This window comes from Martinezella lusitana (genome assembly GCF_014207095.1).
GTDB classification, from domain to species: Bacteria; Pseudomonadota; Alphaproteobacteria; order Rhizobiales; family Rhizobiaceae; genus Rhizobium; species Rhizobium lusitanum_B.
The window spans coordinates 472,909-493,681 of record NZ_JACHBG010000004.1; the positions used below are offsets into that span (position 1 = coordinate 472,909).

23 protein-coding genes and 2 riboswitches are annotated in these 20,773 nt (G+C 59.6%); of the genes, 15 read left to right on the plus strand and 8 right to left on the minus strand.

All coding sequences use genetic code 11. The features are described 5' to 3' along the window. Positions 1 to 20: 20 nt before the first annotated feature. The 7 genes from sufB to GGD46_RS12605 all read left to right on the plus strand — a co-directional run bounded on the left by sufB (position 21) and on the right by GGD46_RS12605 (position 6,549). Positions 21 to 1,490, plus strand: a complete 1,470-nt coding sequence (gene sufB, locus GGD46_RS12575; RefSeq protein ID WP_184704206.1) for a Fe-S cluster assembly protein SufB — start codon at positions 21 to 23, stop codon at positions 1,488 to 1,490. A 70-nt stretch (positions 1,491 to 1,560) separates the two neighbouring features. Further along, positions 1,561 to 2,316, plus strand: a complete 756-nt coding sequence (gene sufC, locus GGD46_RS12580) for a Fe-S cluster assembly ATPase SufC (protein ID WP_184704208.1) — start codon at positions 1,561 to 1,563, stop codon at positions 2,314 to 2,316. A gap of 22 nt (positions 2,317 to 2,338) precedes the next feature. Further along, positions 2,339 to 3,613 carry a Fe-S cluster assembly protein SufD gene (gene sufD, locus GGD46_RS12585; protein WP_184704210.1) on the plus strand — a complete coding sequence of 425 codons (1,275 nt, stop codon included), beginning with the start codon at positions 2,339 to 2,341 and terminating at the stop codon, positions 3,611 to 3,613. Positions 3,614 to 3,628: 15 nt separating this feature from the next. Then, positions 3,629 to 4,870 (plus strand): cysteine desulfurase, encoded by a 1,242-nt coding sequence (locus GGD46_RS12590; protein ID WP_184704212.1) that lies wholly within the window; start codon positions 3,629 to 3,631, stop codon positions 4,868 to 4,870. Positions 4,871 to 4,881: 11 nt separating this feature from the next. Then, complete coding sequence (locus tag GGD46_RS12595) at positions 4,882 to 5,262, plus strand: SUF system Fe-S cluster assembly protein (RefSeq protein WP_184704214.1); 381 nt, start codon at positions 4,882 to 4,884, stop codon at positions 5,260 to 5,262. 76 nt (positions 5,263 to 5,338) lie between these two features. Next, on the plus strand, positions 5,339 to 5,728 hold the full coding sequence (gene sufA / locus GGD46_RS12600; protein ID WP_184704216.1) for a Fe-S cluster assembly scaffold SufA: 390 nt from the start codon (positions 5,339 to 5,341) through the stop codon (positions 5,726 to 5,728). Positions 5,729 to 5,856: 128 nt separating this feature from the next. Then, entirely contained in the window at positions 5,857 to 6,549 is a 693-nt protein-coding gene (locus GGD46_RS12605) for a ZIP family metal transporter (RefSeq protein WP_184704218.1), read from the plus strand. Positions 6,550 to 6,606: 57 nt separating this feature from the next. Here GGD46_RS12605 and GGD46_RS12610 read toward each other — a convergent pair whose 3' ends face one another. The 5 genes from GGD46_RS12610 to gcvT all read right to left on the minus strand — a co-directional run bounded on the left by GGD46_RS12610 (position 6,607) and on the right by gcvT (position 12,032). Continuing rightward, a complete protein-coding gene (locus GGD46_RS12610; protein ID WP_184704283.1) occupies positions 6,607 to 6,873 on the minus strand; it encodes an addiction module antidote protein in 267 nt (88 codons plus the stop codon). Between the two features lie 2 nt (positions 6,874 to 6,875). Beyond that, the gene (locus GGD46_RS12615; protein WP_246806279.1) at positions 6,876 to 7,445 is read right to left on the minus strand and encodes an alpha/beta hydrolase; all 570 of its coding nucleotides are present in this window, start codon (positions 7,443 to 7,445) and stop codon (positions 6,876 to 6,878) included. A gap of 198 nt (positions 7,446 to 7,643) precedes the next feature. After that, entirely contained in the window at positions 7,644 to 10,508 is a 2,865-nt protein-coding gene (gcvP, locus tag GGD46_RS12620; RefSeq protein ID WP_184704222.1) for an aminomethyl-transferring glycine dehydrogenase, read from the minus strand. Continuing rightward, on the minus strand, positions 10,508 to 10,870 hold the full coding sequence (gene gcvH, locus GGD46_RS12625; RefSeq protein WP_184704224.1) for a glycine cleavage system protein GcvH: 363 nt from the start codon (positions 10,868 to 10,870) through the stop codon (positions 10,508 to 10,510). Before gcvH ends, gcvP begins: the two co-directional genes overlap by 1 nt. 25 nt (positions 10,871 to 10,895) lie before the next feature. After that, positions 10,896 to 12,032: a glycine cleavage system aminomethyltransferase GcvT gene (gcvT, locus tag GGD46_RS12630; RefSeq protein ID WP_184704226.1), complete on the minus strand. Its 1,137-nt coding sequence runs from the start codon at positions 12,030 to 12,032 to the stop codon at positions 10,896 to 10,898. Between the two features lie 71 nt (positions 12,033 to 12,103). Beyond that, a riboswitch (glycine riboswitch) is annotated at positions 12,104 to 12,182 on the minus strand. Between the two features lie 3 nt (positions 12,183 to 12,185). Then, a riboswitch (glycine riboswitch) is annotated at positions 12,186 to 12,269 on the minus strand. A 168-nt stretch (positions 12,270 to 12,437) separates the two neighbouring features. On the opposite strand from gcvT, the gene GGD46_RS12635 reads away from it, so the two are divergent. From GGD46_RS12635 to GGD46_RS12670, 8 genes are all read left to right on the plus strand, one after another. After that, entirely contained in the window at positions 12,438 to 12,971 is a 534-nt protein-coding gene (locus GGD46_RS12635; protein WP_184704228.1) for a copper chaperone PCu(A)C, read from the plus strand. A gap of 183 nt (positions 12,972 to 13,154) precedes the next feature. Beyond that, complete coding sequence (locus tag GGD46_RS12640; protein ID WP_184704230.1) at positions 13,155 to 14,153, plus strand: RluA family pseudouridine synthase; 999 nt, start codon at positions 13,155 to 13,157, stop codon at positions 14,151 to 14,153. Further along, positions 14,150 to 14,803, plus strand: a complete 654-nt coding sequence (locus tag GGD46_RS12645) for an HAD-IA family hydrolase (protein ID WP_184704232.1) — start codon at positions 14,150 to 14,152, stop codon at positions 14,801 to 14,803. The genes GGD46_RS12640 and GGD46_RS12645 overlap by 4 nt, the downstream gene beginning before the upstream one ends. A 9-nt stretch (positions 14,804 to 14,812) precedes the next feature. Further along, positions 14,813 to 15,598, plus strand: coding sequence for an ATP12 family chaperone protein (locus GGD46_RS12650; RefSeq protein ID WP_184704234.1), 786 nt, complete (start codon positions 14,813 to 14,815; stop codon positions 15,596 to 15,598). Between the two features lie 69 nt (positions 15,599 to 15,667). Continuing rightward, entirely contained in the window at positions 15,668 to 16,138 is a 471-nt protein-coding gene (locus GGD46_RS12655; RefSeq protein ID WP_184704286.1) for a hypothetical protein, read from the plus strand. Positions 16,139 to 16,201: 63 nt separating this feature from the next. Continuing rightward, positions 16,202 to 17,734: an acyl-CoA carboxylase subunit beta gene (locus GGD46_RS12660; RefSeq protein ID WP_184704236.1), complete on the plus strand. Its 1,533-nt coding sequence runs from the start codon at positions 16,202 to 16,204 to the stop codon at positions 17,732 to 17,734. Between the two features lie 122 nt (positions 17,735 to 17,856). After that, the gene (locus GGD46_RS12665; RefSeq protein ID WP_184704238.1) at positions 17,857 to 18,249 is read left to right on the plus strand and encodes a DoxX family protein; all 393 of its coding nucleotides are present in this window, start codon (positions 17,857 to 17,859) and stop codon (positions 18,247 to 18,249) included. A gap of 138 nt (positions 18,250 to 18,387) precedes the next feature. Next, complete coding sequence (locus GGD46_RS12670; protein WP_184704240.1) at positions 18,388 to 18,774, plus strand: DoxX family protein; 387 nt, start codon at positions 18,388 to 18,390, stop codon at positions 18,772 to 18,774. Between the two features lie 11 nt (positions 18,775 to 18,785). Here GGD46_RS12670 and sugE read toward each other — a convergent pair whose 3' ends face one another. From sugE to GGD46_RS12685, 3 genes are all read right to left on the minus strand, one after another. Next, positions 18,786 to 19,100, minus strand: a complete 315-nt coding sequence (sugE, locus tag GGD46_RS12675; RefSeq protein WP_184704242.1) for a quaternary ammonium compound efflux SMR transporter SugE — start codon at positions 19,098 to 19,100, stop codon at positions 18,786 to 18,788. 147 nt (positions 19,101 to 19,247) lie between these two features. Continuing rightward, the gene (fghA, locus tag GGD46_RS12680; protein ID WP_184704244.1) at positions 19,248 to 20,084 is read right to left on the minus strand and encodes an S-formylglutathione hydrolase; all 837 of its coding nucleotides are present in this window, start codon (positions 20,082 to 20,084) and stop codon (positions 19,248 to 19,250) included. A 76-nt stretch (positions 20,085 to 20,160) separates the two neighbouring features. Further along, positions 20,161 to 20,601 (minus strand): YaiI/YqxD family protein, encoded by a 441-nt coding sequence (locus GGD46_RS12685; RefSeq protein ID WP_184704246.1) that lies wholly within the window; start codon positions 20,599 to 20,601, stop codon positions 20,161 to 20,163. Positions 20,602 to 20,773 lie beyond the last annotated feature (172 nt).

Consider the following 20,773-nt stretch of genomic DNA (forward strand, 5'->3'; position numbering starts at 1 on the left):
CGGCGAGATTGGAGAACGACATGGCTGCCGTCCAAGAGACGATCGATCAGGTCCGTCTGATCGATGTGGACCAGTATAAATATGGTTTTGAAACCACAATCGAAGTCGACAAGGCTCCCAAAGGCCTGTCGGAGGATATTATCCGCTTCATTTCCACCAAGAAGCAGGAGCCTGACTGGATGCTGGAATGGCGTCTGGAGGCTTATCGCCGCTGGCTGACTTTGCAAGAGCCCACCTGGGCCCGCGTCGATTATCCGAAGATCGATTTCAACGACATCTATTACTATGCCGCGCCGAAGAGCACGCCGGGGCCGAAATCGTTGGACGAGGTCGATCCGGAGCTGCTGAAGGTCTATGAGAAGCTCGGCATTCCCTTGCGTGAACAGGAACTGCTGGCCGGCGTCGAAAAGCCGCGGATCGCCGTGGATGCGGTGTTCGATTCCGTCTCGGTGGTCACCACCTTCAAGGAAGAGCTAAAGAAGGCCGGCGTGATCTTCATGTCGATCTCGGAAGCGATCCGCGAACATCCCGAACTCGTGCGCAAATATCTCGGCTCGGTCGTCCCGACCTCCGATAACTATTACGCCACACTGAATTCGGCCGTCTTCACCGACGGGTCGTTCGTCTTCGTGCCGAAGGGCGTTCGGTGCCCGATGGAGCTGTCGACCTACTTCCGTATCAACGAGAAGAACACGGGCCAGTTCGAGCGCACGCTGATCATCGCCGAAGAGGGAGCCTATGTCTCCTATCTCGAAGGCTGCACCGCGCCCCAGCGTGACGAAAACCAGCTACACGCTGCCGTCGTCGAGCTCGTCGCTTTGGATGACGCCGAAATCAAGTATTCCACTGTCCAGAACTGGTATCCGGGCGATAAGGACGGCAAGGGCGGCGTCTTCAATTTCGTCACTAAGCGTGGTGATTGCCGAGGCGATCGTTCGAAAATTTCTTGGACTCAGGTCGAAACCGGCTCGGCTATTACCTGGAAATACCCGTCCTGCATTCTGCGCGGCGACGATAGCCGCGGCGAATTCTATTCGATCGCCGTTTCCAACGGCCACCAGCAGATCGATAGCGGTACCAAGATGATCCATCTCGGCAAGAACACGTCGAGCCGCATCGTATCGAAGGGCATCGCTGCCGGCGTCTCGCAGAACACCTATCGCGGCCAAGTCTCGGCTCACCGCAAGGCGTCGAACGCGCGCAACTTCACGCAGTGCGATTCGCTGCTCATCGGCGACAAGTGCGGCGCGCATACCGTGCCTTACATCGAAGCCAAGAATTCGACGGCGCAGTTCGAGCATGAAGCCACGACGTCAAAGATCTCCGAGGACCAGCTGTTCTACTGCCTGCAGCGTGGCATCCCGACGGAAGCGGCGATCGCGCTGATCGTCAACGGTTTCGTCAAGGAAGTCCTGCAGGAACTGCCGATGGAATTTGCCGTTGAAGCGCAGAAGCTGATCAGCATCTCGCTCGAAGGCAGCGTCGGCTGACGCTCGCATAGAGAATTAGTTTTGGCGCGCCAGGCGCGCCGCACGTCCATTCCTTTGTTAGGATTATACAATGCTTGAAATCAAGAACCTGCATGCCCGTATCGCCGAAGACGGCACCGAGATCATCCGTGGCCTGAACCTGACGGTGAAGGCGGGTGAAGTTGCCGCCATCATGGGCCCGAACGGCTCCGGCAAGTCGACGCTGTCCTATATTCTTGCCGGCCGCGACGACTATGAAGTCACCGAGGGTGACATTCTCTACAACGGCGAGAGCATTCTGGAACTCGACGCCGCCGAGCGTGCTTCCAAGGGTATCTTCCTTGCCTTCCAGTATCCGGTCGAAATCCCAGGCGTTGCCACCATGCAGTTCCTGAAGGTGGCCCTGAACGAGCAGCGCAAGGCCCGCGGCGAAGATGAGCTGACGACGCCGGATTTCATCCGCCGCGTCAAGGATGCTGCCGGCAAACTGCAGATCAACATGGAGATGCTGAAGCGCCCGCTTAACGTCGGCTTCTCCGGCGGTGAGAAGAAGCGCGCCGAAATCCTGCAGATGGCGCTGCTGGAGCCGCAGCTTTGCGTGCTTGACGAAACCGACTCCGGCCTCGACATCGATGCGCTGAAGATCGCTGCCGATGGCGTCAATGCGCTACGCTCTCCGGATCGTGCCGTGATCGTCATCACCCACTATCAGCGCCTGCTCGACTACATCGTTCCGGACACCGTTCACGTTCTCTACAAGGGCCAGGTGATCAAGTCCGGCGACAAGACGCTGGCCCATGAACTCGAAGCCAACGGTTATGCCGACATCATCGGAGCTGCAGCCTGATCGAGGCGGAAAGGACACGTCGATGAACATTCAGACGACGAACCGCCTGACTTCAGCCGAAACGGCGCTGATCGAGGCATATAACGAACAGCTTGGCGATCTGCCGGGTGATGGCGACGTGTTCGCCGTCCGCGACCGCCTGCTGGACGAACTGAAGACGGAAGGCCTGCCGACGCGCCGCGTCGAGGCCTGGCACTATACCGATTTCAAGAATCTGCTGCGGCTGGTGCCGAGCGACATCGGCAAGGGTCTCGTCGAGGCTCTCCCGGCGACGGTCGAAGGCTCCTCCGTTCTCGCGGTTCTGCAGGGCAAGGCAAGCGAGAAGGCTGCCGTCAAGGCTTTGACGGTCGGACGCTACGCCGACAGCCTGATCAATGGCACGGCTGCGGCCGGGCTCGAAGCGCTCGACAAGGATGACGCCATCGGGCGCATCAATGCGAGCTTCGTGCGCGATGGTTATGTCATCGATATTCCTGTCGGCACCGAACTCGAGGCGCCTCTGGAAGTGCAGTTCATCCATGCCGGCGGCCAGATCCATAGCCGCCTGCCGGTTTCCTTCGGTGCCGATGTCAAGGCAACCTTTATCGAGCGCCATCAGGCGGTTGAAGGCGCTGCCGCACTCGTCTCTTCCGTGAGCGAAGTCACGATCGGCAAAGGTTCCGAAATCACCTGGATTATCCTGCAGGAGCAAGGCAGCGAAGACACCCATCTTGGCCAGCTCCGCATCGATCTCGGAGAAGATGCCAAGCTGAAGCTGTTTGTCATCAATGCTGGCGGCAAGCTCGTACGTCAGGAACTGTACATCAAGGTAACAGGCGAGGGCGCAGATCTGACGCTTCGCGGCATCAATCTGCTCGGTGGTGATACCCATACGGACGTGACGATGGTGCTTGGCCATGACGTTCCGAACACCGGTTCCACAGAAGTTATCCGCAACGTGGTGTTCGATCGCGCTCGCGGCGTCTTTCAGGGCATGATCCGGGTCGCACCGGATGCGCAGAAGACCGACGCCAAGATGGCCTGCAACACGCTGCTGATGTCCGACGATGCCGAGTTTTCGGTGAAGCCCGAACTCGAAATCTTCGCCGACGACGTTCAGTGCGGTCACGGCGCGACGGTTGCCGATATCGACAAGAACCATCTCTACTATCTGATGGCGCGCGGCATTCCCGAGAACAAGGCTCGCGCTATGCTGGTCAACGCTTTCGTTGCCGAGATCGTCGAGGAATTGGAAGACGAAGCCCTGGTCGAGGCGCTGGAAAGCGTTATCTCCGCCTGGCTGGAAAAGCACGCCTGATTGGAGGCAAAGCTCGTGGACAAGATCGTGCCGGCAACAGCCTATGACGTTGAAGCTATTCGCCGGGATTTCCCGATCCTGGCGAAAACGGTGCATGGCAAACCGCTGGTCTATCTCGACAACGGCGCCTCCGCGCAGAAGCCGCAGGTCGTTATCGACGCGATTTCGCACGCCTATTCGAACGAGTATGCGAATGTGCATCGCGGCCTGCACTTCCTGTCCAATGTGGCCACGGAAGCCTATGAAGCGGCACGCGAAAAGGTACGTCGCTTCCTGAATGCGCCGTCGGTCGACGATATTGTCTTTACCAAGAACTCGACCGAGGCGATCAACACGGTCGCCTATGGCTGGGGCATGCCGAAGATCGGCGAGGGCGATGAGATAGTCGTCTCCATCATGGAGCATCACTCCAATATCGTTCCATGGCATTTCATCCGGGAACGGCAGGGCGCCAAGCTGGTCTGGGTGCCCGTCGACGACGAGGGTGCATTCCATATCGAGGATTTCGAGAAGAGCCTCACGGAGCGCACCAAGCTTGTCGCCATCACGCATATGTCGAATGCGCTGGGAACAGTCGTTCCGGTGAAGGAAGTGTGTCGAATCGCCCATGAGCGCGGCATTCCCGTGCTGATCGACGGCTCACAGGGCGCAGTGCATATGCCCGTCGACGTGCAGGATATCGATTGCGACTGGTATGTCATGACCGGTCACAAGCTTTATGGTCCTTCGGGTATCGGCGTGCTCTACGGCAAGAAGGAACGGCTTGCCGAGATGAGGCCGTTCCAAGGCGGCGGCGAGATGATTTTCGACGTCACCGAGGAAAACGTTACCTACAACGAGCCGCCGCATCGCTTCGAGGCGGGAACGCCGCCGATCGTGCAGGCCATCGGCCTTGGCTACGCGCTCGACTATATGGACAGCATCGGCCGCGAAGCGATTGCGCGACACGAGGCAGATCTAGCCGCTTACGCGGCGGAACGGCTGCGGGATATCAATTCCCTGCGCGTTATCGGCACGGCGCCCGGCAAGGGCGGCATCTTTTCCTTTGAGCTTGCCGGAATTCATTCCCACGACGTTTCAATGGTGATCGACCGGCAGGGTGTTGCCGTTCGCGCCGGCACCCATTGCGCCCAGCCGCTCTTGAAACGCTTCGGTGTCACCTCCACATGCCGTGCATCGTTCGGCATGTACAATACGCGCGCCGAGGTGGATGCCTTGGCGGATGCACTGGAATATGCACGGAAATTCTTTGCCTGAGGAGGCAAGTGATGTCACTCGACGAAAGCGAACAGAAGATCGACGCGCGCGAAGGGATCGTGCATTCCAGCATCCCCGAGGATGAGCTGGCTCGCCTCAGCGACGACATCGTCTCTGCGCTGAAAACGGTCTACGATCCAGAAATTCCCGCTGACATCTTCGAACTGGGCCTGGTCTACAAAATCGACATCGAAGACGACCGCATGGTGAAGATCGTCATGACCTTGACCGCTCCCGGTTGCCCGGTCGCGGGCGAGATGCCCGGCTGGGTCGAAAATGCCGTCGGCGCCGTCGAAGGCGTTTCCGGCGTCGATGTCAGCATGACCTTCGATCCGCCATGGACGCCGGATCGTATGTCCGAAGAAGCACAGGTTGCGGTCGGTTGGTATTGAAGGTTTAAGCCGCCGGCTTTACATTGAGACTCGAAGCGCCGGATCTTGACCCCGGTTGCGGAAGGAGAATGAGCCCATGGGCTTTGCAGTCATGAGCATGACCGATGCGGCGGCAGCCCGCGTCAAAGCGATCGTCGAAAATTCCGGTCCTGATGCCAAGGGCGTTCGCGTCGGCATCAAGAAGGGCGGTTGCGCCGGGATGGAATATACCATCGACCTGGTGACCGAGCCGAATGCGAAGGACGATCTGATCGAGCATGATGGTGCTCGGGTTTGGGTCGAGCCGTCGGCCGTGCTTTATCTGCTCGGTACCCAAATGGGCTTCGAGATCACGACTCTCCGGTCGGGTTTCACCTTCACCAATCCGAATCAGACCTCAGCCTGCGGCTGCGGCGAATCCGTTGAATTGAAACCCGCAGATCTTGCCGCCCTGGCTGCTCAGCGTCAGGCCGCACAACCCGCGTAAAGCGGACGTTGCCGTATTTCACCACGATGCGTTTCGTGCTTTGATGGAAGCACGCCCAGGTTTTCTCCGCCGCCTCCTTGGCTGCCGGCTCGACCGGATAACCGCCAAGGCGCGCGACGGGGGATGTTATGGCCGCATCGGCGTGGGCTTACACATTGATACCGGCAGGCGCGGCGATCGCCGGTGCTGCCGTCGCGGTGAACACGCGGCCGGGGCCAAATCTCATCAGCGCCATCCAGCATTTTGCGGCAGGCGTCGTGTTTGCGGCAGCCGCCGGTGAAATCCTACCCGATGTCATGCATCGCAGCTCTCCCTTGGCGACGGTTATCGGCGGTGCGATCGGCGTCGGCGTCATGCTGCTGGTCAAACAGTTGGAAAATTGGGCCAAAGGACCGGTGGGCCTGCTCGCGGCCATCGGCATCGACATTCTGATCGATGGCCTCGTGCTCGGTATCGGCTTTGCGGCCGGCCCAAAGGTTGGGCTGCTGCTGACGATCGCCTTGACGATCGAGGTATTGTTCCTTGGGCTGACCGTTGCAAACGAGCTTGGCGACAGCGTTCGCTCCCGCGCGAGGATCGTCGCGATCACGGCGGCGCTTACGCTTCTGCTACCGATAGGCGCTTTACTTGGCACTCCTATCGCTTCCTTGCCGGATCCCATTCTGACCGGGTTCTTCGCGTTCGGGCTGATTGCGCTTCTCTATCTCGTCACCGAGGAGTTGCTGGTCGAAGCGCATGAAACACCTGACCGTCCCTGGGTAACGGCCATGTTTTTCGCAGGCTTTCTCATCCTCCTCCTGCTGGAAGAAGCGATCGGCTAGGCGACAAGAGCATTTCCGCTTTTCCCGGAATTGCTCGACGGGTGGATTTTCCAGGTCTCAGTTCGCCGCTGGCACCGGCGTCAGCTTGAGGCCGAGCGCCCTGACAACTTTCAGGATCGTCGCGAATTCCGGGTTTCCGTCGCCGCTCAACGCGCGATAGAGCGCGGAGCGGTTCATGCCGACATCCTTGGCGAGCTTGCTCATATTGCGGGTGCGCGCCACTTCGCCCAATGCCTTGGCGATCGAGGACGGATCGTCCGTTTCGAAGGCGGCGGCGATGTAGCTGTCGGGATTGTCCACGTCGAAGGAGTTCTCCTCGTTCATTGTCATAAGCCTTTCCGTATGAGCCAGTCACGGACGATCTTGGGCTCGTCCGGATGGAGGTCGTGGCCGATGGGTAGTTTGTGGTCGCTGACGTCAGCACCGGCCTTTGTAAATTGTTGGCTGACGAGATCCGCGTCGCCGGGCTTCCGGCGCTGATCATATTCGCCTGATATGATCAGGGTCGGCAGCGCTGTCAGTAACGGCAAATCTGCATCGGGTGCCGGTGAAAGAGGTCGCAGCAGAATCGCGGCCGAGGCGATCTTGGACATGTGCCGGAGAAGCGATGCAGCCATAATAGCGCCGTTGGAGAAGCCAAGCAAAACAGGCGGTCGCGCAAGCAGTTGTCGCTCCATTGCCGTTTCGATGAAACGACAGAGCCGTTCCGTCTGCTTGTCGAGATCGGCGTGATCCAGGCTGCGGTCGGGATTGCGGCGAAAGAAGGCGAAGCCATCCTCCCATTCGACCCCGCCGCGCAGCGCCATATACGGACGTTGTGGTGCTACCGCATCCGCAAACGGGATCAGCGACATTTCATTCATGCCGCTGCCATGCAGCAAAAGCAGCGGGGGCAATGAATGCTCCGTTCGGCCGGAGACGAAATGAAATTCCGGTTGTTCCGGCATAAATCTGAATTCCAGGCCCCGTTACCGCGTCAAGAAAAACGCCGCGCGTCCCAAAGGACGCGCGGCGTTTTCTTAGACAAGTTTCGCAATAGATTTATGTCGATTGCAAGCGAAGCGACTGAACCGCTTCGCCTTTTCGCAAAAATGCTACTCGGCGGCCTCGGCGTAGGACTCGACCGGCGGGCAGGAGCAAATCAGGTTCCTGTCGCCGTAGACGTTGTCGACGCGATTGACCGGCGACCAGTACTTGTCCACGCGGAAGGCACCGGGCGGATAGCAGGCCTGTTCGCGGGAATAGGGACGATCCCATTCGCCGACGAGGTCTTCCACCGTATGCGGCGCGTTCTTCAGCGGGTTGTTGTCCTTGTCCATGCGACCTTCTTCGATGTCGCGGGCTTCCTGGCGGATGGCCAGCATCGCCTCGCAGAAGCGATCGATCTCTGCCTTCGTTTCCGACTCGGTCGGCTCGATCATCAGCGTGCCGGCAACCGGCCAGCTCATGGTCGGTGCGTGGAAGCCGCAATCGATGAGGCGCTTGGCGACATCGTCGACCGTGACGGCGGCGCTTGCGACCAGCGGGCGGGTATCGATGATGCATTCATGCGCGACGCGTCCGGCCTTGGACTTGTAGAGCACGTCGTAGGCACCCTTGAGGCGGGCAGCGATATAGTTGGCGTTGAGAATCGCCACCTTCGTTGCCTGCGTCAGGCCTTCGCCACCCATCATCAGGCAGTAGCTCCAGGAGATCGGCAGGATGGAGGCCGAGCCGAAGGCTGCCGCCGAAACCGCGCCGCTGCGACCGTCCGTTTCCGGATGGCCGGGTAGATGAGGTGCCAGATGTGCCTTGACGCCGATCGGACCCATGCCGGGGCCGCCGCCGCCGTGCGGGATGCAGAAGGTCTTGTGCAGGTTCAGGTGGCTGACGTCGGAGCCGATGTCGCCCGGACGCGAGAGGCCGACCATGGCGTTCATGTTGGCGCCATCAAGATAGACCTGACCGCCATGCTTGTGCACGAGATCGCAGATCTCCTTCACCGTCTCTTCGAAAACGCCATGCGTCGAAGGATAGGTGATCATGCAGCAGGAGAGGTTGTCGGCATATTGCTCGGTCTTGGCGCGGAAATCGGCCATATCGATATCGCCGTTGTCGCTAACCTTGACGACCACGACCTTCATGCCCGCCATCTGCGCCGAGGCCGGATTGGTGCCGTGCGCGGAGGTCGGGATAAGGCAGATGTCGCGATGACTCTGGCCATTGGCAATATGGTAGTTGCGAATGGTCAGGAGGCCGGCATATTCACCCTGCGCGCCGGAGTTCGGCTGCATCGAGAAGGCATCGTAACCGGTCACCGCGCAGAGCTTGTCCGTGAGATCATCGAGCATTTCGCGGTAGCCCAGCGCCTGGTCGACCGGCACGAAAGGATGGATGTCGGAGAACTCCGGCCAGGTGATCGGCAGCATTTCCGCCGTGGCGTTCAGCTTCATGGTGCAGGAGCCGAGCGGGATCATCGAACGGTCGAGCGCCAGGTCGCGGTCCGAGAGACGACGGATGTAACGCGTCATCTCGCTTTCAGCGCGGTTCATGTGGAAGATCGGATGCGTCAGATACTCGCTGGCGCGCAGCAGATCCTTCGGCAGGCGATAGGAAGGCTCGAAGTCTGCGATACGGAAATCCCCGCCGAATGCACGCCATACCGCTTCCAGCGTTGCTGGGCGGGTTCGCTCGTCGAGGCTGATGCCGATCTTCGTTTCGCCGACCTTGCGAAGGTTCACACCTTCGGCAACTGCCGCGCGGAGGATGAGACCCTGCATGTGGCCGACTTCGACCGTGATCGTGTCAAAGAAAGTCTCCGGCTCGACGGTGTAACCGAGCTTTTCCAGACCCTTGGCCGTCAGGACAGCCTTCTGGTGGACCTGCTGGGCGATGGCCTTCAGGCCCTGCGGACCGTGGAAGACCGCATACATGGAGGCCATGACGGCGAGCAGCACCTGGGCGGTGCAGATGTTCGACGTCGCCTTCTCGCGGCGGATGTGCTGTTCGCGGGTCTGCAGCGACAGGCGATAGGCGCGATTGCCACGGGCATCGACCGAAACGCCGACGAGGCGGCCGGGCATGGAGCGCTTGATGGCATCCTTGACCGACATATAGGCCGCATGCGGGCCGCCGTAACCGACGGGAACGCCGAAACGCTGCGACGAGCCGATGGCGATATCCGCACCCATTTCGCCGGGCGACTTCAGCAGCGTCAAGGCCAGGAGATCGGCTGCCATAATGGCGATCGCACCGGTCTGGTGCAGACGCGCGATCAGGCCGCTGAAGTCGTTGAGGTGACCATGCGTGCCCGGATACTGGAAGATCGCGCCGAAGACATCGACCGGATCCAGATCCGTGAAGGGATTGCCGACGATGACGGTCCAGCCGAGTGGCTCGGCACGGGTCTGGATGAGCGCGATGGTCTGCGGGTGGCAGGCGGAATCGACGAAGAAAGCCTTCGCCTTGGACTTGGCGACGCGTTCCGCCATCGCCATGCCTTCGGCCGCTGCCGTTGCTTCATCGAGAAGCGAGGCGTTGGCGACATCGAGGCCGGTGAGGTCGCTGATCATCGTCTGGTAGTTCAGCAGCGCCTCAAGGCGGCCCTGGCTGATTTCGGGCTGGTAGGGCGTATAGGCCGTGTACCAGGCCGGGTTTTCCAGAATGTTGCGCTGGATGACCGGCGGCGTGATCGTGCCGTAGTAGCCCTGGCCGATCAGCGAGACGAGAACCTTGTTCTTGTTCGCGGTCTCGCGCAGCCTGTCGAGCGCTTCGCGCTCCGTCATCGGCGCGCCCCAGGAGAGCGGCGTCTTCTGGCGGATGGCCGGCGGCAGCGTCGCGTCGATCAGGCCGTCGAGGCTGTTATAGCCGATGACTTTCAGCATCTCGGTCATCTCCGACGGAGACGGACCGATATGACGACGATTGGCAAAATCGTACGGCTGGTAGTCGGTGAACGTGAATTCCGTAGGCGTCGTCATTATCCGATCAGCTCCTTGTAACCGGATTCATCAAGAAGACCATCAAGATCGCTGACATTCTTCAGCTTGAGCTTGAAGAACCAGCCTGCGCCCATCGGGTCGGAGTTGACGAGTGCCGGATCGGCCGTGATGGCTTCGTTGACTTCGGTGATCTCTCCGTCGAGCGGACAATAGACTTCCGAAGCTGCCTTGACGGATTCGACGGTCGCTGCGTCGCCGCCCTTGGAGAAGCTGGCGCCGACTTCAGGCAATTCCACGAAAACGAGATCGCCGAGCTGTTCGGCGGCATGTGCCGTGATGCCGACAGTTGCGACATCGCCTTCAACCTTCAGCCACTCGTGTTCTTCGGTGAATTTCAGCATGGGTAATCCTCTCTGGAAAAGACGTTCAACGTTTGTAGGTAGGCTTGATGAAAGGCAAGGCGCTAACGACGAGCGGCAGATACTTGCCACGCACTTCGGCATAAACGACGGTGCCAGGCGCGGTGAGTGCGGTCGGCACATAGCCCATGGCAACCGGGGATTCGACGCTCGGGCCGAAGCCGCCCGAGGTGACCTCGCCGATTTCGGTCTTGCCTTCGGCGTCGGCATAAAGCTTGGCGTGGCTACGCACCGGCGCCTTGCCCTCGGGCTTCAGGCCGACACGACGACGCGAGGTGCCGCCATCGAGTTCACCGAGAATGCGGGTCGCGCCGGGGAAACTGCCTGTACGGGCGCCACCGGTCTTGCGGGCCTTCTGGATGGCCCATTCGAGCGCGCCTTCGATTGGGGACGTCGTCTGGTCGATATCGTTGCCATAGAGGCAGAGACCGGCTTCGAGGCGCAGCGAGTCACGGGCACCGAGGCCGATCGGCTGCACATCCGGATGTTCCAGCAAGCGCTTGGTGATATCCTCGGCCTTGTCAGCAGGCACGGAGATTTCGAAGCCGTCTTCGCCGCTATAGCCGGAGCGAGATACCAGGCAGGAGACGTCATGGAGGCGACAATGGCGCACGTCCATGAACTTCATATAGGCGATGTCGGCCCAAAGCTCGGCGAGAACGTCGACGGCGCGCGGCCCCTGCAGCGCAATGAGGGCGCGATCAAGTAAGGTAATCTCGCAACTGTCGCCGATATGGTCTTGAAGATGCTTGAGATCCTGTTCTTTGCAAGCAGCGTTGACGACGACGAAAAGATAGTCGTCCATATGGGTGATCATCAGGTCGTCGAGGATGCCGCCCTTGTCATCGGTGAAGAAGCCGTAACGCTGGCGGTTCTCGGCGAGGCCGAGAATATCGACCGGCACGAGGCTTTCCAGCGCCAGCGCCGCATCCTCATATTTGCCGGAACGGGCGCGGATCGTCACCTGGCCCATGTGGGAGACGTCGAACAGGCCGGCGGAAGCGCGGGTCCAAAGATGCTCCTTCATGACGCCGGCGGGGTACTGCACGGGCATGTCGTAACCGGCAAACGGCACCATGCGGGCGCCGAGCGATACATGCAGGTCGTGAAGCGGTGTTTTCTTGAGGGCAGCGGTCTCGTCCAAATGACGCCTCCGGGTTTTGCGCTTGTCTCGAAGCGCAGAGCTCACAATTTCGGCGCGGTTGCGCCTGACGATGAGCCCCCTCTGTCTGTTTTGCCTGAGATTGTTATCCCTTCGGCGAACGCTTTCGCGCTTCTCTCCAGAGTTCCGTCTGCCCCTTGCTGGTCCTTTGGCCTGAGAGTTTCCGGGGCGGTTGCTCCTTCGGCACCGGCTTGCGCCGGATTCTCCCAACAAGGTCGAGTGCCATTATCCGGTCCCGGCCAGAGATGGCAAGGGGGCAAGTGTCGCCGCTGAACAAATTTTTGTCGCGCCGATCAATCCTGCGTTTCGCAATGATTACGGGCCTTTGCAACTGGCATGGGAGAGGCTATCCCTTCTACTCGATTGAGGACCGGGCAGGAGACGCAGATGAACCGCAACCATGCCGCTGCAATGTTGATTTCTGTTGCAGCTTTTTCGCTTTCTACGAGTGCTGCGATCGCACAGGACAGCGGTGCAATGAAGTCCATGCCGGGGATGCATATGGATGCCGGTCCCGCACCCTCCGGCTCTGCTGCCGGCAAGCTCGGCGATCTCGACATCAGCGGTGGTTATGTTCGCGCCATGCTTCCGGGTCAGCCGGTCGGCGGCGGCTATATTACCATCCACAATGGCGGCAAGACGGACGACAAGCTGGCATCGGTCACCTCATCGGCGGCGGGCAAGGTCGAGCTGCATGAGATGAAGATGGAAGGCGAGATCATGAAGATGCGCGAAATCAAGGACGGGATCGCCATTCCGGCGGGTGCGACCGTGACGCTTGCGCCGAACACGATGCATATGATGTTCAAACAGGTGAAGACGCCTTTCAAGAAGGGAGGCACGGTGCCTGTCATGCTGATGTTCGACAAGGCCGGAATGGTCGATCTCAACCTGCCTGTCGTATCAGCCAAAGGGAACTGAGCCAGAAAAATATCCGGCCCGGACAATTCCAGTTTCCACTTTTCCTCGAAATGCTCTAAAGCCACGTCAAAAGGCCGGAAACTTCCGGCCGCGGGCAGATGTCCCGTCACTTGAATTAGCGCGATTCCATCCAGCAAGCGTTTGGCATTCTCGGATCGCGCTACGGCGTTTGAAAGAAGAAGAATGGCCGGGATTGAACATATACAGGTCGAGCCTGACGAAGCCGGCATGCGCCTCGACCGCTGGTTCAAGGTGCATTTCCCAGGGCTTGGCTTCGGGCAACTGCAGAAGCTGATGCGCTCCGGACAGGTGCGCGTCGATGGTGGCCGCGTCAAGACCGATGCGCGCGTGCAGCCGGGGCAGATCGTCCGCATACCGCCGCTCGACGTGGATTCCAAGGATGCCAAGAGCGGCCCCATCGCTGGAAAAGACTTGAAGCACGCCGGCGATGCCGAACTCCTGTCGCGCATGCTGCTGCATGAAGACGAGAAGGTCTTTGTGCTGAACAAGCCTGCAGGGCTTGCGGTGCAGGGCGGCTCCGGCCTTACCCGCCATATCGACCAGATGCTGGAGGCTTGGACGAGCAAAAAGGGCGAAAAGCCTCGCCTCGTTCATCGTCTCGACCGAGACACGTCGGGCGTCTTGGTGATCGCCCGCACCCGCGGCGCAGCCCAGAAGCTGACGGCCGCCTTCCGCGAGCGTGACACCAAGAAGACCTATTGGTCGCTGGTCAAAGGCGTGCCGCGCAAGCATGAAGACAAGATCTCGACCTGGCTGGTGAAGGAGGCGACAGCCGATGGCGACCGCATGCGCATCGCCAAGCATGGTGAAGAGGGCGCAGATCACGCGATCTCCTATTATCGCGTGCTTGAGACTGCCGCGCAGAGCCTCGCCTGGCTGGAGATGGAGCCATATACGGGACGCACCCACCAGCTGCGTGTCCATGCGCTGCATATCGGCCACCCGATCATCGGCGATCCCAAATATTTCGACGACGATCCGAACTGGGATTTCCCTGGCGGCGTCCAGAAGCGCTTGCATCTGCATGCGCGCCACATCGATATTCCGCATCCGAACGGTGGGCGCCTGCGCGTCACCGCTCCTTTGCCACCGCATATGGTGCAGACATGGAATCTCCTCGGTTTTGATGAGACATCGGCAGAGGAGCCGGACGACGAATGAAACTGGTCCTTTTCGATTGCGATGGCACGCTCGTCGATAGCGTGCGCCTGATCCATGAGGTGATGGCGCGGACTTTCGTCGATTTCGGCTACAAGCGTCCGGATATTTCGGCAACGAAATCCATCATCGGCCTCTCGCTCGAGATCGCTATTGCCCGGATGCAAGGCAAGCCGCATGTCGATGACGAAGCGATTGCCATGTCGGCGCACTATAAGTCCATCTCGCCCGGCGTACGCGACGAGAGCGATATGCAGACGCCGCTCTTTGATGGCATCAAGCCGCTGATCGAGACGCTCGCGGCCCACGATGAGATCCTGCTCGGCGCCGTGACGGGCAAATCCCGCCGTGGTCTGGTGCATACTCTTGAAGTCAACGATTTCACGCCATACTTCGTGGTTTCGCGTACCGCCGACGATTGCCCGTCGAAGCCGCATCCGGCCATGGTAACGGAGTGCTGCGACGAGACAGGGATGGATCCGCACGATACGATCGTCATCGGTGATGCGATCTATGACATGCAGATGGCAAAGGCAGCCGGCGCCACGGCGATCGGTGTATCCTGGGGCTACGCGTCCGTGGAAGAGCTTCTTGCCGCCGGCGCCGATGCGATTGCACATCATCCGAACGACTTGTTGAGCCATATTCTCTGAGGTGACGCCATGCGCGACCTGTTGAACGATCTTTCCGAAGGTCTGAGCCATCCCGATCCGATCCGCCGCGCGCAGATCCAGATGAAGAAGCCGCTGCCGAAGCGCTTCTACAAGGACGTGACGATCACCAAGGACGACGGCGGTCATGCTATCGCGCTCGACGGCAAGGTGGTGAAGACGCCTGCGCGTCATGCCCTTGCCCTTCCGACGGAAGCACTCGCCAAGCTTGTTGCCGCCGAATGGGCGAGGCAGGTCGAGATCATCGATCCCGCGACCATGCCTGTTACTCGCCTTGTGAATACCGCGATTGATGGCGTGGCAGTTGAAAGCGGCGCCGTTTTTGACGAGATCGTGCGCTTTTCCGGCAGCGATCTGCTTTGCTATCGTGCAGATGGCCCGGAGCGTCTCGTGGAGCGGCAATCGGAGCGTTGGAACCCGGTGATCGAATGGGCCGCCCGCGATATCGGCGCGCGCTTTATTCTTGCTGAAGGCGTGATGCACCAGGAGCAGCCAGCCGAAGCCATCGCTGCCTTTGCCTCGGCCCTGCGTAAGTTCGACACGCCGATGGAGCTTGCGAGCCTGCATACGATCACCACTCTCACGGGTTCGGCGATCCTCGCGCTTGCCTTTGCCGAAGGCCGCCTGCCGCTTGCCGATGTTTGGTCGCTCGCACATCTCGACGAAGACTGGACGATCGAGCATTGGGGCAGCGACGAGGAAGCGGAACAGCGCCGGGCTCAGCGTTTCGAGGAATTTCAGGCGGCAACCGACGTTTTTTCTGCTCTTCACAGTTGAATATTGTTGATTTCCAGTCCTTTATAGCGGCTTTCGTATCTTGCAAGTTCGAAAGTTGGGGCAGGGATGATGTCGTGGGTGAGGTCGGGTGCCATATCGGCGCTCGTGGGATGTCTGGTACTGACGGCGTGCTCGACCTGGTCCGCTGATCCCCCGCCTCCGACCTATGATATCCGCAGCGCGAGCATCGTGGCCGACAAGGTCATACCGCCGGTTTCACCGGCTTTGATCGACGCCGTCAGCGATCGCGTAAACGCTGCCATTGCCATAACGCCCCACAACACTACCTTGCCGGCGGTTGCGCTGACCGTTCGCCTGACTGAGGTCAGCAAGGGGCGCGGCTTCAACAAGGATCGCAATACCGCCAAGGTCAATATCGACGCGGCGTCGCTCGATGGCGGCGCGGTGATTGCCATGGCGTCCTTCGACATTGCAACAACCGCGCCCGACTTGAGTACGGCGGATGAACTGATGGCGGAAGATATTGCTGCCCGTATCCGCGCGATCTTCTCGCTCAACACGCCGCGGCTGTCGGAATGAGCCTATAGCTTCAAAGATGGCTCGCGCCATGCTAAGCCCGAGCAACGAGGGAGAGAGGGCCGCATGAAGGAAATCCTGTTGGAACTGGAGCGTCGTCGTGAGGTCGCAAGGCTTGGCGGCGGACAGGTGCGCATCGATGCTCAACACGCCCGCGGCAAGCTGACGGCCCGCGAGCGTATCGACATATTCCTGGACGAAGGTTCCTTCGAGGAGTTCGACATGTTCGTCGAGCATCGCTCGACCGATTTCGGCATGGAAAAGAGCAAGATCGCCGGCGACGGCGTTGTGACCGGCTGGGGCACCGTCAACGGACGTACCGTTTTCATTTTTGCCAAAGATTTCACGGTCTTCGGTGGGTCTCTTTCAGAAGCACATGCGGAGAAGATCACCAAGGTCCAGGATATGGCGTTGAAGAATAGAGCGCCGATCGTCGGGATCTATGATGCCGGCGGCGCCCGCATTCAGGAAGGCGTGGCAGCACTTGGCGGCTATGCCGAGGTGTTCCAGCGCAACGTTTTGGCTTCGGGCGTCATTCCGCAGATCTCCGTCATCATGGGGCCATGCGCCGGCGGCGACGTCTATTCGCCTGCCATGACCGATTTCATCTTCATGGTGCGCGATACCTCCTACATGTTCGTCACCGGGCCGGACGTGGTGAAGACCGTCACCAACGAAACGGTCACCTCCGAGCAGCTCGGCGGCGCTTCCGTCCATACGACGAAGTCCTCCATCGCCGACTCGGCTTACGACAACGATGTCGATACGCTGCTGCAGGTGCGCCGGCTCATCGATTTCCTGCCGCAGTCGAACACGGCGGCACTGCCCGAGATCGAATGCTATCAATCCGTTACAGAGCCGGACACATCGCTCGATACGCTGATCCCGGCCAATGCCAACAAGCCCTACGACATCAAGGAGCTGATCCTGAAGGTGGCGGACGAGGGTGACTTCTTCGAGATCCAGGAAAGCTTCGCCAAGAATATCGTCTGCGGCTTCGGCCGCATCGAGGGGGCTACGGTCGGCTTCGTCGCCAATCAGCCGATGGTGCTGGCCGGCGTTCTCGATAGCGACGCATCGCGAAAGGCTGCCCGCTTCGTGCGCTTCTGCGATTGCTTCAATATCCCGATCGTCACCTTCGTCGACGTGCCTGGATTCCTGCCGGGGACGGCGCAGGAATATGGCGGCTTGATCAAGCATGGCGCAAAGCTGCTCTTCGCCTATGCCGAAGCAACCGTGCCGAAACTCACGGTCATCACCCGCAAGGCTTTCGGCGGCGCCTATGACGTGATGGCGTCGAAACATCTGCGCGGCGATCTGAATTATGCCTGGCCGACGGCGCAAATTGCCGTCATGGGTGCCAAGGGCGCAGTCGAGATTATCTTCCGCAAAGACATTGCGCACCCGGAGAGGATTGCTGCGCATACCAAGATGTATGAGGATCGCTTCCTGTCACCGTTCGTCGCGGCCGAGCGCGGTTACATTGACGAAGTGATCATGCCACGCTCGACCCGGCGGCGCCTCGCGCAGGGGCTCCGGATGCTGCGCAACAAGGATCTGACCAATCCTTGGAAAAAACACGACAACATCCCTCTGTAATCTGTGACATCAAGTCACGGATTTCACACGGAAATTTGATTGGACGTCAGAATCCTTGTTTTCCCGTTCAGGACAGGTCGCTCTATTGCTTCCTGCAGGGAGTCGAAACTGGAGTTCAAAAAATGGCGCTTTCCCAACGGCTGAATCAATATCAGCCCTATGCTCTTACCGTACTGCGTATCGTTATTGGCCTGTTGTTCATCGAACACGGCACACAGAAGCTTTTCGGCTTTCCCGCCGGCGGCCACTTCACTGGTTCGCTGCCGCCTCTGATGCTGTTTCAGGGTATTCTAGAAGCGTTTGGCGGTCTGGCGATCGTTTTGGGCCTGTTTACTCGCCCCGTTGCCTTCATTCTTTGTGGCAACATGGCAGTCGCCTATTTCATGGCGCACATGCCGCAGAATTTCTTCCCGGTGAACAATCAGGGCGATGCGGCCATTCTGTATTGCTTCGCTTTCCTGTTCCTGATCTTCGCAGGTCCGGGTCTGCTGGCGATCGACGGCCGCAAGAAGTAAATCATCTTGAAGCCGGGCCTGGTGTTCTCCAGGCCCGGTGAATAATTTCGTCTCTCGCGTGTTGATTCCATATCGGCGAAACGGGAGAGTGTTTCCGACAGTATCCCGTTCGCATTGCCAATTCGTACGGAGATCTTCATGTCACTTGCCGAGCGCCTGTCGCCCTACCAACCCGCAGCCCTCGCAATTTTGCGAATAGTGACTGCCGTGCTGTTCATCGAACACGGTACGCAAAAGCTCTTCGGCTTTCCGCCGGCGCCTTTCGAAATCACGAAGCTGTTCTTCGTCGCAGGGATAATCGAGCTTATCGGCGGCATTCTCATCCTGTTCGGGCTCTTCACCCGGCCCGTTGCCTTTCTCCTCAGCGGCGAAATGGCAATTGCCTATTTCATGGTGCACACACAGATCGACTTCTTCCCGGCCAACAACCAGGGTGACGGTCCGATAATGTTCTGCTTCGTCTTTTTGTTTATGGTATTTGCCGGCCCAGGAGCGTGGGCACTGGACAATCGCCAGCGCCCTTAGTGAGAGGTCCGTCAGGCGGCGAGCTTGAGGCCGGCGATGCCTGCGATGATCAGGCCGATGCACAGCAACCGAACGAAGGTTGCGGGATCGCCGAGTAACCAAATCCCGAGCAGAACGGTGCCCACCGTGCCGATGCCGGTCCAGACCGCATAGGCTGTGCCCATCGGCAGGGTTTTTACGGCAAGACCCAGCAGTGCGACACTGACGATCATGGAAAGGACAGTGAGAACCGTCGGCATCATTCGCGTGAAGCCATCGGTGTATTTCAGGCCGACTGCCCAGCCAATTTCAAACAAGCCTGCAAGGAAAAGCAGGAACCAGGCCATATTACGCTCCATTGTTAAGAGCGAGGCCGTCCCCGCGATGTCTACGGCCGGTTTTGGATGCCGGCCGCCGCAGTCGTCTGCGTGATTTCTATATGCCTGCGTCTTCGGCGCGTTTCAAGGCCGGAGCGTAAGGCGGTCACGCCACCATCACTTTTCCAGCCGCTCGGCATGCCACTTCAGGTGATCATCCATGAACGTGGAGATGAAATAGTAGGAATGGTCGTAGCGTTCATGCATACGCAGCGTCAGGCCGATGCCGGTACCCTTGATCGCATCCTCGAACAGCCAGGGACGCAGCCCGGTTTCGAGAAAGTTGTCGGCCTTGCCCTGATCGATCAGGAATTCCGGGAAGCGGGCGCCGTCTTCGACGAGCGAGCAGGCGTCATAGCGGCGCCAAGCGACCTTGTCGCTGCCGAGATATTTTTCGAGTGCCGGTGCGGACCAATCTGCCGTCGACGGCTGGACGATGGGAGCAAACGCGGAGCAGCTCTTGAAGCGTTCCGGGTTCTTCAGCGCGATCGTCATGGCGCCGTGGCCGCCCATCGAATGGCCGAAGATGCCCTGGCGGCTCATGTCGGCACGGAATTGCTTGGCCACGAGGGCAGGCAGCTCCTCGGTAATGTAGGTGTACATCTGGTAGTTTTCGGCCCAGGGCGTCTCGGTGGCATCGACATAGAATCCGGCGCCTTTGCCCATCTGCCAATTGGTCAATTCGTCTGGCACATCATTGCCGCGCGGGCTGGTGTCCGGGCAAACGATGATCAGGCCAAGCTCGGCGGCCATGCGGCGGTACTCGCCCTTTTCCATGACGTTGGCATGGGTGCAGGTAAGACCGGACAGATACCAGAGAACCGGGCGCGGTTCCTTGATCGCCTGCGGCGGCACGAAGACGGCAAAGGTCATCTCGCCTTTGCAGGCTTCTGACTGATGCGAAAAGACACCCTGCATGCCGCCGAAGGCGGTGTTTTGGGAAATGATGTTCACGGCGGGTCTCCAGGCGTTTGATAGGTTTGGAAGTGCGATGGCTGTTCCTTGAAACGCCACTGCGCACTTTGAGGGATCATGCTTTCGCCCACCGGCAAAGCCGGTCGAAGGTTTCGAGGAAGGCGGAGCGATCGCGGGGCGAGAAGGCGGCATTGTATCCCTTGCTTTCGCCGGTCTCGCGAAGATGTGCGCCGAGATCGCGCATAGCCGTCGCCATGCCGATATTCGTCTTGTCGAAGACGCGTCCGGTCGGTCCCGTCACGAAGGCTCCGGCGGCTACACAGCGCCCCGCGAGCGGCACATCGGCAGTGACGACGATATCGCCGGCGCCCGCATGTTCGGCGATCCAGTTGTCGGCGGCATCGAAAGCGTTGGAGACGATGACGTTGTGTACCATCGGATCGCGCGACGGCCGCAGCCCCGAATTGGCGACGAAGGTCACCTCGATGCCGTGGCGTTCGGCAACTTTCAGGATTTCCGGTTTGACCGGACAGGCATCAGCATCGACATAGATCATAAAATTCAATCTTTTTAGATAGATGCGATGACTTTCTTATGCGTCGCATCTATCTGCTTTACAGTAGCTTCAAGCTCAGTAAATCACGACGCCTCTGACGCTCTTTCCGGAATGCATGAGGTCGAAGCCCTTGTTGATGTCTTCGAGCGGCATGGTGTGGGTGATCATCGGA

What these genes read in the sequence shown, in the direction of transcription:
- GGD46_RS12685 (WP_184704246.1), bottom strand. Translation starts at nt 20,601, where the DNA reads ATGATCTATGTCGATGCTGATGCCTGTCCGGTCAAACCGGAAATCCTG.
- GGD46_RS12655 (WP_184704286.1), top strand. Translation starts at nt 15,668, where the DNA reads ATGTCGTGGGTGAGGTCGGGTGCCATATCGGCGCTCGTGGGATGTCTG.
- GGD46_RS12635 (WP_184704228.1), top strand. Translation starts at nt 12,438, where the DNA reads ATGAACCGCAACCATGCCGCTGCAATGTTGATTTCTGTTGCAGCTTTT.
- sufC (WP_184704208.1), top strand. Translation starts at nt 1,561, where the DNA reads ATGCTTGAAATCAAGAACCTGCATGCCCGTATCGCCGAAGACGGCACC.
- GGD46_RS12605 (WP_184704218.1), top strand. Translation starts at nt 5,857, where the DNA reads ATGGCCGCATCGGCGTGGGCTTACACATTGATACCGGCAGGCGCGGCG.
- GGD46_RS12650 (WP_184704234.1), top strand. Translation starts at nt 14,813, where the DNA reads ATGCGCGACCTGTTGAACGATCTTTCCGAAGGTCTGAGCCATCCCGAT.
- gcvH (WP_184704224.1), bottom strand. Translation starts at nt 10,870, where the DNA reads ATGCTGAAATTCACCGAAGAACACGAGTGGCTGAAGGTTGAAGGCGAT.
- GGD46_RS12665 (WP_184704238.1), top strand. Translation starts at nt 17,857, where the DNA reads ATGGCGCTTTCCCAACGGCTGAATCAATATCAGCCCTATGCTCTTACC.
- sufA (WP_184704216.1), top strand. Translation starts at nt 5,339, where the DNA reads ATGGGCTTTGCAGTCATGAGCATGACCGATGCGGCGGCAGCCCGCGTC.
- sufD (WP_184704210.1), top strand. Translation starts at nt 2,339, where the DNA reads ATGAACATTCAGACGACGAACCGCCTGACTTCAGCCGAAACGGCGCTG.
- GGD46_RS12670 (WP_184704240.1), top strand. Translation starts at nt 18,388, where the DNA reads ATGTCACTTGCCGAGCGCCTGTCGCCCTACCAACCCGCAGCCCTCGCA.
- GGD46_RS12645 (WP_184704232.1), top strand. Translation starts at nt 14,150, where the DNA reads ATGAAACTGGTCCTTTTCGATTGCGATGGCACGCTCGTCGATAGCGTG.
- GGD46_RS12660 (WP_184704236.1), top strand. Translation starts at nt 16,202, where the DNA reads ATGAAGGAAATCCTGTTGGAACTGGAGCGTCGTCGTGAGGTCGCAAGG.
- gcvP (WP_184704222.1), bottom strand. Translation starts at nt 10,508, where the DNA reads ATGACGACGCCTACGGAATTCACGTTCACCGACTACCAGCCGTACGAT.
- GGD46_RS12640 (WP_184704230.1), top strand. Translation starts at nt 13,155, where the DNA reads ATGGCCGGGATTGAACATATACAGGTCGAGCCTGACGAAGCCGGCATG.
- GGD46_RS12610 (WP_184704283.1), bottom strand. Translation starts at nt 6,873, where the DNA reads ATGAACGAGGAGAACTCCTTCGACGTGGACAATCCCGACAGCTACATC.
- sugE (WP_184704242.1), bottom strand. Translation starts at nt 19,100, where the DNA reads ATGGCCTGGTTCCTGCTTTTCCTTGCAGGCTTGTTTGAAATTGGCTGG.
- sufB (WP_184704206.1), top strand. Translation starts at nt 21, where the DNA reads ATGGCTGCCGTCCAAGAGACGATCGATCAGGTCCGTCTGATCGATGTG.
- GGD46_RS12595 (WP_184704214.1), top strand. Translation starts at nt 4,882, where the DNA reads ATGTCACTCGACGAAAGCGAACAGAAGATCGACGCGCGCGAAGGGATC.